The sequence below is a fragment of the Bacteroidales bacterium genome, assembly GCA_018334875.1.
In the GTDB taxonomy this organism is placed as follows: domain Bacteria; phylum Bacteroidota; class Bacteroidia; order Bacteroidales; family UBA12077; genus JAGXLC01.
This window is the reverse complement of record JAGXLC010000009.1, coordinates 1-13,837: the sequence shown is the minus strand read 5'-3', so window position 1 is coordinate 13,837 and position 13,837 is coordinate 1. Positions and strand designations below refer to the sequence as shown.

The 13,837-nt window shown below is 39.7% G+C and carries 15 protein-coding genes; 14 read left to right on the top strand and 1 reads right to left on the bottom strand.

The window, feature by feature from the left end; genetic code table 11:
• The first annotated feature begins 2 nt into the window (after positions 1–2).
• From rpsE to KGY70_01505, 14 genes are all read left to right on the top strand, one after another.
• The gene (rpsE, locus tag KGY70_01570) at positions 3–524 is read left to right on the top strand and encodes a 30S ribosomal protein S5 (GenBank protein MBS3773853.1); all 522 of its coding nucleotides are present in this window, start codon (positions 3–5) and stop codon (positions 522–524) included.
• Positions 525–541: 17 nt separating this feature from the next.
• The gene (gene rpmD, locus KGY70_01565) at positions 542–727 is read left to right on the top strand and encodes a 50S ribosomal protein L30 (protein ID MBS3773852.1); all 186 of its coding nucleotides are present in this window, start codon (positions 542–544) and stop codon (positions 725–727) included.
• 15 nt (positions 728–742) lie between these two features.
• Positions 743–1,189: a 50S ribosomal protein L15 gene (gene rplO / locus KGY70_01560; protein MBS3773851.1), complete on the top strand. Its 447-nt coding sequence runs from the start codon at positions 743–745 to the stop codon at positions 1,187–1,189.
• Between the two features lie 7 nt (positions 1,190–1,196).
• Positions 1,197–2,537 carry a preprotein translocase subunit SecY gene (gene secY, locus KGY70_01555; GenBank protein ID MBS3773850.1) on the top strand — a complete coding sequence of 447 codons (1,341 nt, stop codon included), beginning with the start codon at positions 1,197–1,199 and terminating at the stop codon, positions 2,535–2,537.
• 32 nt (positions 2,538–2,569) lie between these two features.
• Positions 2,570–3,349: a type I methionyl aminopeptidase gene (gene map, locus KGY70_01550; protein MBS3773849.1), complete on the top strand. Its 780-nt coding sequence runs from the start codon at positions 2,570–2,572 to the stop codon at positions 3,347–3,349.
• 13 nt (positions 3,350–3,362) lie between these two features.
• The gene (gene infA, locus KGY70_01545) at positions 3,363–3,581 is read left to right on the top strand and encodes a translation initiation factor IF-1 (GenBank protein ID MBS3773848.1); all 219 of its coding nucleotides are present in this window, start codon (positions 3,363–3,365) and stop codon (positions 3,579–3,581) included.
• A 30-nt stretch (positions 3,582–3,611) separates the two neighbouring features.
• Positions 3,612–3,728, top strand: a complete 117-nt coding sequence (gene ykgO / locus KGY70_01540) for a type B 50S ribosomal protein L36 (protein MBS3773847.1) — start codon at positions 3,612–3,614, stop codon at positions 3,726–3,728.
• Positions 3,729–3,759: 31 nt separating this feature from the next.
• Positions 3,760–4,137 (top strand): 30S ribosomal protein S13, encoded by a 378-nt coding sequence (gene rpsM / locus KGY70_01535; GenBank protein MBS3773846.1) that lies wholly within the window; start codon positions 3,760–3,762, stop codon positions 4,135–4,137.
• 10 nt (positions 4,138–4,147) lie between these two features.
• Positions 4,148–4,537, top strand: coding sequence for a 30S ribosomal protein S11 (gene rpsK, locus KGY70_01530; protein MBS3773845.1), 390 nt, complete (start codon positions 4,148–4,150; stop codon positions 4,535–4,537).
• Between the two features lie 30 nt (positions 4,538–4,567).
• Positions 4,568–5,176, top strand: coding sequence for a 30S ribosomal protein S4 (gene rpsD / locus KGY70_01525; GenBank protein MBS3773844.1), 609 nt, complete (start codon positions 4,568–4,570; stop codon positions 5,174–5,176).
• A gap of 16 nt (positions 5,177–5,192) precedes the next feature.
• Positions 5,193–6,185, top strand: a complete 993-nt coding sequence (locus KGY70_01520; protein ID MBS3773843.1) for a DNA-directed RNA polymerase subunit alpha — start codon at positions 5,193–5,195, stop codon at positions 6,183–6,185.
• A gap of 4 nt (positions 6,186–6,189) precedes the next feature.
• Positions 6,190–6,882 carry a 50S ribosomal protein L17 gene (gene rplQ, locus KGY70_01515; protein ID MBS3773842.1) on the top strand — a complete coding sequence of 231 codons (693 nt, stop codon included), beginning with the start codon at positions 6,190–6,192 and terminating at the stop codon, positions 6,880–6,882.
• Between the two features lie 160 nt (positions 6,883–7,042).
• Positions 7,043–8,329 carry a phosphopyruvate hydratase gene (eno, locus tag KGY70_01510; GenBank protein MBS3773841.1) on the top strand — a complete coding sequence of 429 codons (1,287 nt, stop codon included), beginning with the start codon at positions 7,043–7,045 and terminating at the stop codon, positions 8,327–8,329.
• Positions 8,330–8,763: 434 nt separating this feature from the next.
• Entirely contained in the window at positions 8,764–12,045 is a 3,282-nt protein-coding gene (locus KGY70_01505; GenBank protein ID MBS3773840.1) for a SpoIIE family protein phosphatase, read from the top strand.
• A gap of 28 nt (positions 12,046–12,073) precedes the next feature.
• Here KGY70_01505 and KGY70_01500 read toward each other — a convergent pair whose 3' ends face one another.
• The gene (locus tag KGY70_01500; protein MBS3773839.1) at positions 12,074–13,783 is read right to left on the bottom strand and encodes a response regulator; all 1,710 of its coding nucleotides are present in this window, start codon (positions 13,781–13,783) and stop codon (positions 12,074–12,076) included.
• Positions 13,784–13,837: the final 54 nt, after the last annotated feature.

Below are 13,837 nucleotides of genomic sequence, written 5' to 3'. Positions count from 1 at the left end.
CTATGCCAAAAGACGCAAATATTAAAAAAGTAAAGACCAGTGATTTAGAACTCAAAGATCGTCTGGTCAATATCAAAAGAGTTACCAAGGTAACCAAAGGTGGCCGTCAGTTTGGATTCACCGCATTGGTGGTAGTTGGAGATGAAAATGGAATCGTCGGTTACGGTTTGGGCAAAGCTAAAGAAGTAACAACAGCAATTGCAAAGGGTGTGGAATCAGCCAAAAAGAACCTGGTTAAAGTTCCTATATTGAATGGTACCATTCCACATCCCATTGAATATAAGTATTCCGGAGCTCATATTTTTATGAAACCTGCGGCCCATGGTACGGGTGTTAAGGCAGGAGGAGCCATGAGAATTGTACTGGAAAGTGTTGGTATTACCGACTTACTGGCTAAATCCAAAGGATCCAGCAATCCTCATAATCAGGTAAAAGGTACCATTAATGCCTTGTTGGATATGAGAGACGCCTATACCATTGCAGAACAGAGGAACGTGCCGCTTGAAAAGGTGTTTAACGGATAGATTTTTAAAAAACTTAGATCATGGCGAAATTGAAAGTTACGCAAATAAAAAGCAAGATTGGAAGTACAAAACGCCAGAAAAAAAATCTGGAAGCTTTGGGAATAAAACGGATGAACCATACCGTTGAGAAAGAGGATACGCCCCAGATTAGAGGAATGATTAAGAAGATTGGACATCTGGTACAAGTTGAAGAGTTAAAATAAAAGAGAAACCAAGATATGGACTTAAGTAACATTAAACCAGCACCCAATTCGTCAAAAAGCAAAACACGTAAAGGAAGAGGCCAGGGTTCCGGAAAAGGAGGCAGCTCAACCCGGGGTAAAGAAGGACAGAAGTCGAGAAGGGGTTACAGTAGAAAATTGGGTTTTGAAGGAGGACAGATGCCTCTTTACAGGAGAATTCCCAAATTCGGTTTTAAGAATATCAATCGGAAAGAGTATAAGGCAGTTAATTTAGAGGCTTTAGAAAAGCTTGCAGAAGAAAAGAATTTGGAGAAAATCGATTTGGATGCCATCTATAATAATGGTTTGGTGAAGAAGGGAAACCTTGTAAAAATTCTGGGTAAAGGCAAACTTACGAAAAAGCTTGAAGTGCATGCTCATGCTTTTTCCAATTCAGCCAGGGAAGCAATAGAATCAGTTGAAGGAACAGCAGTAAAATTATAATTTTATAATGAGGGGATTAATAGATACCATAAAGAACATTTGGAAAATAGAAGATCTCAGACAACGTATTTTATTTACTCTGGGAATACTGCTGATCTATCGTTTGGGTAGTTTTGTAGTACTTCCCGGGATAGATCCGGCTCAGTTGGATGCCCTGGAGCAACAAACTTCCGGGGGTGTCCTGGGGCTGTTAAATATGTTCTCAGGAGGGGCTTTTGCCCGCGCATCAATATTTTCACTGGGCATTATGCCTTATATTTCTGCCTCAATTGTTGTACAGTTATTGGGTATTGCAGTCCCCTACTTTCAGCGGCTTCAAAGAGAAGGAGAAAGCGGAAGAAGAAAAATCAACCAGTTTACCCGTTATCTTACTGTTGGTATTTTGATCATTCAAGCGCCGGGCTATCTTAAAAACTTGCAGGTGCAGCTAAATCAATCGGCTTTTGTACTTGAAGGATCCTTCTTTTGGGTTTCATCCGTTATTATACTTACTGCCGGTTCCATGTTTATTATGTGGCTGGGTGAACGAATCACCGACAGAGGCATAGGCAATGGAATCTCTCTGATCATTATGATTGGTATTATTGCCAGGCTACCTTATGCCCTGTTTGCAGAATTTATATCAAGACTTGAAGAAGCAGGGGGTGGTCTTGTAGCCTTTCTCCTTGAAATGATTATACTGTTCTTTGTATTTGTTGGCGTAATTTTGCTGGTTCAGGGAGTTCGTAAAATACCCGTACAATACGCCAAAAGAATTGTTGGGAACAAACAATACGGTGGTGTCAGACAATATATTCCATTAAAAGTGAATTCTGCAGGTGTTATGCCGATTATTTTCGCTCAGGCATTGATGTTTGTTCCGGTAACACTGGTAGGGTTTACTGAATCGGATGCCCTTACCGGATTTGCACGGGCATTTTCTGATTTTACAGGCTTCTGGTATAATTTTACCTTTGCCACAATGGTCATCCTTTTTACCTATTTTTATACAGCGATTACAATTAATCCTTCACAGATGGCAGAGGACATGAAGAAAAACGGAGGTTTTATCCCCGGCGTCAAGCCCGGAAGAAAGACTGTAGAATTTCTGGACCGAATCATGTCACGTATCACTTTGCCGGGTTCAATTTTCCTGGCCTTTATTGCTATTTTACCTTCTTTTGCAATGATAGCAGGTGTTAATCAACAATGGGCACAATTTTACGGGGGAACTTCGTTGTTAATTCTGGTAGGTGTAGTGTTGGATACATTACAGCAAATTGAAAGTCATCTGCTCATGCGTCATTATGATGGATTGATGAAAACAGGCCGGATTAAAGGCAGATCGGGAGGCTCGTCGGTAATATAGTATCAGTATATAAATTGCTAAAGGTTCTTTGAATGCAGAAAGTGAAGAGTGAAGAGGAAATTGAAATAATCAGGGATAATAATCTTCTTGTTTCCAAGACCTTGGCTGAAGTTGGTAAAATGATTCAACCCGGTATAACTACTGCAGCCCTTGATAAAAGAGCTGAAGAATACATACGGGATCACGGAGCCGAACCAGGGTTCCTGGGTTATGGAGGTTTTCCGAATTCGCTCTGTACTTCTGTTAATGATGAGGTAGTTCATGGTATTCCCTCGGATTATGAGCTGAAGGAAGGAGATATCCTTTCCATAGATTGTGGAACTTATAAGAACGGATTTTATGGGGATACCGCTTATACTTTCGCTGTAGGAGAACTTCGTGAGGATGTAAAACAACTGCTGATCGCTACTAAAGCGTCGCTTTTTAAAGGAATTGAGAAAGCGGTGGCAGGGAATCGTGTTGGTGATATTGGTTTTGCAGTCCAGAATCATGCAGAAGGAGCAGGTTTTTCAGTAGTAAGAGAAATGGTTGGTCATGGATTGGGTGCTCATATGCACGAATCACCTGAAGTACCTAACTACGGAAAAAGGGGAAAGGGAACCAAGCTGAAACCGGGTTTGGTAATTTGTATAGAACCCATGATCAATCTGGGAACAAAAAATATCAAACAGGATCCCGACGGTTGGACCATCAGGACAATGGATTCCCAACCCTCAGCCCATTATGAACTGGCTCTTGCGATAAGAAACGGAGAAGCAGATATTTTATCAACATTTGAATATATAGAAAATCAATCAATAATAGAAAATTAAGTGTTTACAGGATATGGCTAAACAACCCTCTATTGAACAGGATGGTACTATTGTGGAAGCGTTATCTAATGCTATGTTTCGGGTAGAACTGGAAAATGGGCATATCATAACGGCCCATATCTCCGGGAAGATGCGTATGCATTATATAAAGATTTTACCCGGAGATAAGGTTAAAGTGGAAATGTCGCCCTATGATCTTTCCAGAGGTCGTATTACATACCGATATAAATAATGATTTTGGTAATAAAAAATTACGGAAAAAATGAAAGTAAAAGCATCTTTAAAGAAAAGAAGCAGCGATTGTAAAATCGTAAGAAGAAAAGGACGTTTGTACATAATAAATAAAAAGAATCCCAAGTTGAAACAGCGGCAGGGATAAATTGTTAATTTTGCACTCAAATTGAAAAAATATGGCAAGAATAGTAGGAGTTGATTTACCTAAAAACAAAAGAGGCGTTATTGCCCTTACTTATATTTATGGTATAGGAAAAAGTACTGCCTCCAAAATTATGGAGGAAGCTGGAATAGATAAGAACATTAGGGTTAATGAGTGGACCGACGACCAAATATCCACATTGCGGAACATTTTGAATGAAAAATATAAGGTTGAAGGGGGATTGCGTTCTGAAGTGCAGATGAATATTAAGAGGTTGATGGATATTGGTTGCTACAGAGGTATACGACATCGTTCCGGGATGCCAGTTAGAGGACAGTCTACGCGTAATAATGCCAGAACAAGAAAAGGAAAGAAGAAAACAGTTGCAAATAAGAAAAAAACTGTCAAATAATTAATCGAATATGGCGAAAAGAAGTAGAGCAACAAGAAAGAAAAAAGTTACGGTTGAGCCGACTGGTGAGGCTCATATCCATGCTTCGTTTAATAACATTATCATTAGCCTGACCAACTCTAACGGAGAGGTAATTTCCTGGGCCTCATCCGGTAAGATGGGATTCAAAGGCTCCAAGAAGAACACTCCTTATGCTGCCCAGGTAGCTGCTGCCGATTGTGCAAAAATCGCTTATGACCTGGGCATGAGAAAAGCAAAAGTCTATGTGAGGGGTCCTGGGTCCGGTAGAGAATCGGCAATCCGAACCATTAACAATACCGGTATAAATGTGTCGGAGATTGTAGATATTACTCCGATTCCGCATAACGGATGTCGTCCGCCAAAAAGAAGAAGAGTTTAATTTATATACGAGAAAAATTGATTATTGAATATGGCTAGATATAGAGGACCAAAAACAAAAATTGCAAGGAAAGTCGGCGCACCCATTTTTGGACCGGATAAATATTTTGAGAAGAAGAATTATCCCCCGGGACAGCATGGAATGACCAAAAAACGAAGAAAACTCTCGGAATACGGGATGCAATTGCTTGAAAAGCAAAAGGCAAAATATACTTACGGTTTGCTTGAAAAGCAATTTTACAATACCTTTTTAAAAGCTACTCAGCAAAAAGGTATTACAGGGGAGAATCTCCTGGTATTACTTGAATCCCGGCTTGATAATGTAGTTTTTAGGTTGGGTTTGGCTCCTACACGAAGAGGAGCCAGGCAGCTTGTATCGCACAGGCATATTACCGTTAATGGCAGAGTGACCAATGTCCCCTCTTATAATGTTAAACCCGGAGATATTGTAGCTGTAAGAGAAAGATCCAAATCACTGGAGGTCATTAACGATTCCCTTGAAATCAGCAATGTATCGAAATATTCCTGGTTGGAATGGGATGGACAGCAAATGGCAGGAAAGTTTATCAATAATCCCGAGAGGGAGGAAATTCCTGAAAAAATCAAGGAACAGCTTATTGTAGAATTGTATTCAAAATAATATTAATCATTTATTTATGGCTTTATTAGAATTTCAAAAGCCCGATAAGGTAGTTATGCTCGAATCGGATGAAACTCAGGGTTCATTCGAGTTTCGTCCCCTGGAGCCCGGATACGGAATAACTGTGGGCAACGCTTTAAGAAGGGTTTTGCTATCGTCTTTAGAAGGATACGCGATAACAAAAATTAAAATAGAAGGGGTTGAACACGAGTTTTCAACCATCACCGGTGTGATTGAGGATGTTAGTGAGATTATATTGAACCTGAAGCAGGTACGCTTTAAGCAAACCACCAGTGATGTAAGCAATGAGAAGATTAATGTTACCCTGGAAGGCAAGAATGAGTTTCGTGCAGGTGAACTGAATAATTTTCTTACTAATTTTAAGGTGCTTAATCCCGATCTTTTAATATGCACAATGGAACCGGATGTGAAGCTTCAGATGGAGGTTCACGTGAATCAGGGAAGGGGATACGTTCAGGCCGAGGAGAATAAATCCGAGGATGATCCAATGGGAACGATCGCCATAGATTCCATATTCACCCCGATCAAAAATGTTAAATATTCCATCGAAAATTATCGGGTGGAACAGAAAACAGATTACGAAAAACTTCTTTTCGATATAACCACAGACGGATCCATTCATCCGAAAGATGCCCTGAAAGAGGCAGCTAAAATTTTGATCTATCATCTGATGCTATTCTCCGATGAAAAGATCACATTGGAAACGGAAGGAGAATATGAAACCGAGGAGTTCGATGAAGAAGCGCTTCATATGCGACAATTGCTCAAAACCAAATTAACCGATCTCGATCTTTCGGTACGCGCTTTGAATTGTCTTAAAGCTGCTGAAGTTGAAACTTTGGGCGATCTTGTTCAGTACAATAAGAATGATCTGCTGAAATTCAGAAATTTTGGCAAAAAATCTCTTGCTGAGCTGGAGGAATTGCTGGATAAGATGAATCTCAATTTTGGCATGGATGTTTCTAGGTATAAATTAGACAAAGAGTAAAAGAATGAGACACGGAAAAAAGATTAATCATTTAAGCCGGACGAGTTCACATAGAAAGGCGATGCTTGCCAATATGGCATCCTCTTTAATTTTACATAAGAGAATCAACACCACTACGGCAAAAGCCAAAGCCCTCAAAAAATATGTTGAGCCACTTATAACAAAGGCCAAACAGGATAACACCCATTCAAGACGAATGGTTTTCAGTTATCTGCATGATAAAGTGGCAGTATCTGAACTTTTTAGGGATGTAGTGGAAAAGGTTGGAGAACGTCCCGGAGGATATACGCGGATACTGAAAACGGGCAACCGAAATGGGGATAATGCCGAGATGTGCTTCCTGGAGCTGGTAGATTATAATGAAAACTATACTTCTACTGAAGAAAAACAAACTACCTCGCGAAGACGACGAAGAAGAAGAGGAGGTAAGAAAAAATCACAATCTCAGCAGAAGGCTGAAGAGTCCTCAGCTCAGGAAAGTGGCGGGGATACTCAGCAGAGTGCCCAGGGCACGGCCGAAGAGCAATCAGCAGATGAACAAAGTCAGGAAGCTCCGAGTAAAGAAACTTCGGAGGAGCAGCAGTCAAAAGATGAGTCGGCCAGTGCTCAGCAACAAGAACCCGGAGAAGAAGAGAACCGTAATGATGAAGATAACAAGCAAGACAGTGATTCCGGGGAAGATAAAAAAGAGGAATAGCTTTGTAATCTTAGCCTTGTTTATTAGGTATAATCAGGGAGGGATGGCTGTTAGTCATCCCTTTTTTTAGATTGTTTAGATTATTATGGCATTATAAATTTTATTGAATAAATTTGAAACGACAATTCATGATGTTCAAAATAAATAAATCATTTTAACTATGAGCAAAATAGTAGATATTCTGGCCAGAGAAATTTTGGATTCAAGAGGGAATCCGACGGTAGAAGTTGATGTCATTACCGATTATGGTAGTGTAGGGTCTGCGGCTGTACCTTCAGGCGCCTCCACCGGTGTTTATGAAGCAGTTGAGCTGCGAGATGATGATAAAAATCGCTATGTTGGCAAGGGTGTGAGCAATGCAGTGAATAATATCCATAGTAAAATCAAAGACCATCTTATTGGACAATACGTGGAAGAGCAAAACTTCATCGATAACAAGTTGAATGAGTTAGATGGTACTGAAAATAAGGCCAATTTGGGTGCTAATGCCATACTGGGCGTTTCCCTGGCTGTTGCAAAAGCTGCCGCTATGGATTACGGATTGCCCTTGTTTAGATACATTGGTGGAGTGAATGCCAATACCCTTCCCATACCCATGATGAACATACTTAATGGCGGGGAACATGCCGATAACAATATTGATATACAGGAGTTCATGATTATGCCTGTGAATGCTCCATCCTTCAGTGAATCGCTCAGAATGGGTTCGGAGGTATTCCAGAATCTGAAAAAAGTGTTAAAAGAATCTGGCTATTCTACTAATGTAGGAGACGAAGGAGGATTTGCCCCCAATCTGAGATCTAATGAAGAGGCCATAGAAACTGTATTGAAAGCCATTGAAAGGGCTGGTTATAAACCCGGTGAGGATATTTTTATAGCGCTGGACCCTGCAGCCTCTGAATTCTATAATCAGGATAAAGGGGTATATTTTCTCCAGTCAGTCAATCAGGAGCTTAGCCCCAAAGATATGGTGGATTACTGGAAGCAATGGGCTGAAAAATACCCCATTGTTTCTATTGAAGACGGACTTGATCAGGATGACTGGGAAGGTTGGCAACAGCTTAATTCCGAATTGGGTGACAAGGTTCAGTTGGTGGGCGATGACCTGTTTGTTACCAATACCAACCGTCTGGCAAGGGGTATCAGAGAAAATGTTGCCAATTCCATTCTGATTAAAGTGAATCAGATAGGTACCCTTACCGAGACCATCAATGCGGTTCAGATGGCATCCGTTAATTCCTTTACTTCAGTTATAAGCCATCGTTCCGGTGAAACCGAAGATACATTTATTGCAGATTTGGCTGTTGCATTGAACACGGGATTGATCAAAACCGGTTCAGCTTCCAGGTCTGACCGGATTGCCAAATACAACCAGTTGTTAAGAATTGAGGAGATTCTGGGAGACTCAGCCAGATTTCCCGGTAAGGATTTTAAATACATCAGGTAAACTGAGGCGGAAGTATGAAACCTTTTTTGCATCCGCAGGAATTTTATTTTCTGCGGATTTTTTATTCAGAATTATTCAAGAATAATTCGGGTTAGAGTAAGAATAATCGAATAAGATGATCATGATTTATGTATATTTACAGATTAAAACCGGATGGTATTTGGCTTCAATTGACGAATTCATCAATATTATAAAATCATTGGCTTAACAGTTTATTAAGGGTATGAATGTCATATTGATTCATCTGCCAAATTTACAAATACCGCGCGTATAACCATGGAACCCGCGTATTAGCCATCACTCTTGTTGGGAAGTATGCTGCATGCGGGTTTCAGGGGACATTGCGGGTCAAATAATAGCGCAACTGAATAATGGTGATTTTTTTACAGTTCCGAAAATATGATTCCTATCGTAGAAGCTTAAAGAAATTATATTTGTTAATTTTACTGATGCTTACCGTTATTGGTGAAATGTATGCTCAGCTTATCCATACTGATAATTTCAATGTCAATGAAGGCCTTTCTCAATCGAGCGTTACCTGTCTCCTAAAAGATAACCGGGGGTTTTTGTGGATAGGAACCCAGGATGGACTCAATCGTTTCGATGGATACGGGTTCAAAAAATTTAAAAACAATTCTTCTGACACCAATTCTCTCTCGCACAATCGTATTAATGATATTATCGAAACCAAGTCCGGTGAATTATGGATTGCCACAAATTATGGTTTGAACAGGTATAATTCCAAAAATGGAAACTTTGAAATCTTTCTGGCTGATTCTGGTGGTAATAGTATCCCAGAAAATCAGGTATTTAATTTATACCAGGATGATCAGGGTTTCATCTGGATTAAAACCATGCATTATCTTACACGTTATCACACCGCAACGGGAGAATTTGAGAGTTTCAGGCATTTTGCAGATGATTCAAACTACTATGAAGGGGATAACAATTTTGCCATTTTGAGGGATCACACGGGTAAACTTTGGATAGGTACAAAAGATGGATTGAATTATTTTAATGATACACTGGAGCGTTTTACCCATTATCAGTCCGACACAGGAACATTAAGCAACAATACCATTCAGGATATATATGAGGACACTTCTGGTGTCCTGTGGATTGGCACAGATAAAGGACTTAACAAATACAACAGGACGACGGGTGAATTCCAGCGGTATTATCTGGATAGCCTAAACAAAAACCGTGGGATAAATAGCATCAATGATATATGCGTTGACGAGGAGGGCTTATTTTGGGTGGGAACCGATGCAGGTTTATATTTGTTTAAAGCGCACAAAGGCACTTTCGAAAACCCCGGTAATTTATTGCATACTTCTTCAGGATTAACGGATATCCAAATTAACAAAATAAGTAATTTTAATTCCAAAATATTATGGGTAGGCACTTTACAGGGATTGGTAAAATTACAGAAGAATCTGAAAGATTTCAGGCTTTATAAAAACAGGGATGATAATCAGCCATTATTTGTTGATAATCTTATTGCTTCTATTTATAAAGATCAATATGACAGAATTTGGGTAGGCACCTGGAATAATGGACTGTATAGGTTGGACAGAAAGTCATTTCAATTGGAAAGGTTTACCCTTAAACACCCATATATACCGGGTAATGATGTGCATGCCCTGTTGGCCGATAGCAGAAAACGGCTGTGGATCGGCACAGAACAGGGTGTATCCCTGTATGATTTGAATGACCAGTCATTTTATTCTTTTGAACCACCACGTGCCAGGCAAATATTCGATAAAAACCGGGTGTATTCTATTGATCAGGATCAGAAGGGGAGAATCTGGTTCGGTACCCGAAACGGACTTCACGTTTACGACAATCAAAACTTAAAAAGTTTTTACGGGAATGGTTCTGATACCACGTCTTTAACTTCCAGCCTGGTATACGACGTTATGGTAGATAGCCACGATACCCTTTGGGTGGCTACAAATAAAGGATTAAATAAATACCTGGGCACAGGCAAAGGGTTTGAACAATTCACCAGGGACTCGCTTACATGTTCGAACTGTTTGGTAAATAATGAAATTTTATGCTTACATGAAGATGAGTCCGGTTATATCTGGATTGGCACCATTGATGGCCTCAATCGTTTTGACCCCCGTTCCGGAAAATTTACAACTTATACAGAACAGGACGGCATGGCCAATAACTTAATATATGCCATTCTGGAAGACGAAAGGGGTAACTTATGGTTTAGCTCCAACAGGGGGATTACTAAATTTAATCCTCATAGTGAAAACTTTGTAAATTTTGATGTTTATGATGGACTCCAGGACTATGAGTTTAATCATCTTGCTGCTTATAAAGCCGGAGACGGGGAGATGTTTTTTGGAGGAATTTCCGGTTTAAATTCATTTTATCCCGATTCTATAAACCTTTATCCGCATATACCTGATATAGAAATAACTTCAGTAGAAGTGATAACCAATAAGAAGAAAACAATCCATGATTTCATGGTTTCCGACACCATTTCAGTTACCCCTAGTAACAGTCTCATTACCATTGAATTCGCTTCGATGGATTTTGTGCAGCCTTCCCGAAACAAATATGCTTATAAACTCGAAGGAGTGGAAGATGAATGGGTAAATATCGGAACAAGAAGGTATGCGACCTTTTCGAATTTGGCTCCGGGTGATTATATCTTCAGGGTAAAAGGTTCAAACCGAGATAATGTTTGGAATGAAGAAGGAACTTCACTTTTTATCAGAGTGGAAACTCCTTTATGGCAGGAAGACTGGGCATTGCTGCTATATGGTATATTGGGAATTGCTCTGGTTTTATCGGTCATCCATTGGAGAACCCTCAGGTTAAGAAAGACCAATCTGCAGTTAAAAGAACAGGAAAGAATTGCGCAACAAGTGGCGCGGCAAAAAGAAGAGTTGAGTTTAAAAAACAGGAATATTACAGATAGTCTTTTATATGCAAAGCGCATACAGGAAGCCCTTTTACCAACTGATGATACCCTGGAAAGTCAGATCAAAAATTCCTTTATACTTTATAAGCCTAAAGATATTGTCAGCGGTGATTTTTACTGGATCAATGAGAAAAATGACAAGCTTTTTCTGGCTGTGGTTGACTGTACCGGGCACGGCGTACCGGGTGCTTTCATGTCAATCATTGGTGTTGAACTATTCGATAATATAATTAATGATCGGGGTATTACCGAGCCAGAATATATTCTTTATGAAATGAATAAAGGCATTTCATCTACTTTGTCAAAAGATGCGAAAAATAGACAATCCCTGCATGATGGGATGGATATTGCCCTTTGTGTCATTGATAAGAAGAAGCGGGAATTGACATTTGCAGGTGCGTTTCGGCCTTTGTACCTGCTGCGGGAAAATAAAATAGAAGAGATAAAAGGAGGCCGTTTTTCAGTAGGTTCCCATGATGACCTGACGGATGTTCATGAAATAACCCAACAAACCTTTGATCTTGAAAAGTACGATATGGTCTATTTGTTCACCGATGGTTATGCCGATCAATTTGGCGGCCCGGAGGGCAAAAAATATAAGTACCGGAGATTTCGCCACTTATTGCTGAACATCCATAAATTACCTGTGGAGCAGCAGCAATATTATCTTAGGAAGAGCATTGAAGATTGGATGGGGGATCAGGAACAGGTAGACGATATATTGATATTGGGCTTCAATCCGCAAACCATTGGTGATGAAAACACAAGGCAGTAAAAGCAGGTTCTGTTATATTCAGGGAGTCTTATAAGAGATTCCTCATTTTCTCCAGTAATGTTTCTATTTGAAAAGGTTTGCTGATATAATCGTCGGTTCCTGCTTCCAGGCACTCCTCCTTATCTCCCAGTAAGGCATTGGCCGTTATGGCAATGATAGGCGTGTGTGTATTCGTGCTTTTTTCTATATTCCTGATCTTTTTTGTGGAGACAATTCCATTCATAACGGGCATTTGGATATCCATTAATATGATGTCGTATTTCACCGAACCAAATTTATCCAGCGCTTCTTTTCCATTATTGGCCACATCCACATTGTTTACATATTTTTTAAGGCTCAGCACTACAATTTTTTGATTGATCAGGTTATCCTCTACCAAAAGCACATTGGCATCGCTGAGTTCGATTTTCTCCTTTTCCCGTCTCGGGATCCCTGTGTCTTCTTGCTTTATCGTTTTGTCCTCTGCCTTTTTAAACTGGAGTGTAAACCGGAAATTGTACTTTTCCGGAAGGGTCTGTATTTGAAGCTGTCCTCCCAATGATTCAATGGTACGTTGTGCAATATGTAACTCCAGTTTGTCTATTAACTTTTTGGTTTTAACAGCCTGCGATTTGTCCCTTAACTCTTTGTCAAGCTGCTGAATATCCATGGTGGAGAGCTCAAATATAACTTCTACCGGGGAATCATCTGTGCCTGTTTCCTGGTCGGATACGTTGATTTCAATTTGTTTGGTCTTTGAATGTTTTATTATTTGTTCCATTAAATTCAGAAAGATCTGCTTTATCTTAACCGGATCACCTATTAGTGGATAATCAATACTGGAATGGATATGAATGGGATGCCCCCGGCTGTTCGATTCCCTGTCAACGAAGAGGTTTTTGGTGTTTTGCAGGGTGTTGTTGAGGTCAAATTGTATCTCGTATTTTTTTCGTTCCTGGACATCCACGTTGGTGATGTCTGAGAAGCTGTTCACTACGTCAACCAGGTTATTGGTGGAGGCCAGAATGGTATCGAAGTAATCTTTTGTCTTATCGTTTAAATCAGAAGGATCGAGCATATTGGAAACCACTACAATATTGTTTAGGGGGGTGCGGATTTGATGAGATATCCTGGAAATAAATTCCTCTTTGTCTTTAAGTTCGTCATGTAACCGGTAAATTTTGCGGTCTTTTTGTCTGGCTGTATCATGAATACCTTTGAGGACCAAATAAATAACAGAAAAATTCGCTATGTAAACCGTTGAAAAGGCAATTGCTTCTGTTGCCACAATCCATTGTTGGCTAAATACGGAAAAAGGCAACACAGCGGGGGCAATAAGTATAATGAAAAGGAATAGGAATGAAAACAGATTGGCTTTATTATTAGTGGATAAGAGGGCTACAATGGGGTAGGTGGTGAGCCAGAATATATTTCCTTCCTGAATTTTCCCTGTAAAAAGAGCAGTTAAGGAATATATCGAAATGATTATTAAAAGAAAACTCCCTGTTAAAACTGATTTTCCTCCTTTTTTGTAATTATGTAAAATTAGATTGACAATCAATAAAATAACAGCCAAAAGTGGAAGGATCCTCATGAATATGTTACCGGATTCCGTTAACTCATTAATTGCAATGAGACCTGTAAATATCAGGGTAAACACGGATAAAAGGTTGATGAAAAGTCCCCGGTTAAATTCTTTGCGGTCAATAAGTGTGTTGTTTTCACTGAGGAATTTAAGTATTTTGTTGAAAACTTTCATATCAAGATGCGCTCATTAATTCAACCGTAAAATTAACGAATTTATTCATTTTAA

Coding starts and splice junctions, on each gene's coding strand:
- rpsE (MBS3773853.1), top strand. CDS start 3: ATGCCAAAAGACGCAAATATTAAAAAAGTAAAGACCAGTGATTTAGAA.
- rplO (MBS3773851.1), top strand. CDS start 743: ATGGACTTAAGTAACATTAAACCAGCACCCAATTCGTCAAAAAGCAAA.
- secY (MBS3773850.1), top strand. CDS start 1,197: ATGAGGGGATTAATAGATACCATAAAGAACATTTGGAAAATAGAAGAT.
- map (MBS3773849.1), top strand. CDS start 2,570: ATGCAGAAAGTGAAGAGTGAAGAGGAAATTGAAATAATCAGGGATAAT.
- infA (MBS3773848.1), top strand. CDS start 3,363: ATGGCTAAACAACCCTCTATTGAACAGGATGGTACTATTGTGGAAGCG.
- ykgO (MBS3773847.1), top strand. CDS start 3,612: ATGAAAGTAAAAGCATCTTTAAAGAAAAGAAGCAGCGATTGTAAAATC.
- rpsM (MBS3773846.1), top strand. CDS start 3,760: ATGGCAAGAATAGTAGGAGTTGATTTACCTAAAAACAAAAGAGGCGTT.
- rpsK (MBS3773845.1), top strand. CDS start 4,148: ATGGCGAAAAGAAGTAGAGCAACAAGAAAGAAAAAAGTTACGGTTGAG.
- rpsD (MBS3773844.1), top strand. CDS start 4,568: ATGGCTAGATATAGAGGACCAAAAACAAAAATTGCAAGGAAAGTCGGC.
- KGY70_01520 (MBS3773843.1), top strand. CDS start 5,193: ATGGCTTTATTAGAATTTCAAAAGCCCGATAAGGTAGTTATGCTCGAA.
- rplQ (MBS3773842.1), top strand. CDS start 6,190: ATGAGACACGGAAAAAAGATTAATCATTTAAGCCGGACGAGTTCACAT.
- eno (MBS3773841.1), top strand. CDS start 7,043: ATGAGCAAAATAGTAGATATTCTGGCCAGAGAAATTTTGGATTCAAGA.
- KGY70_01500 (MBS3773839.1), bottom strand. CDS start 13,783: ATGAAAGTTTTCAACAAAATACTTAAATTCCTCAGTGAAAACAACACA.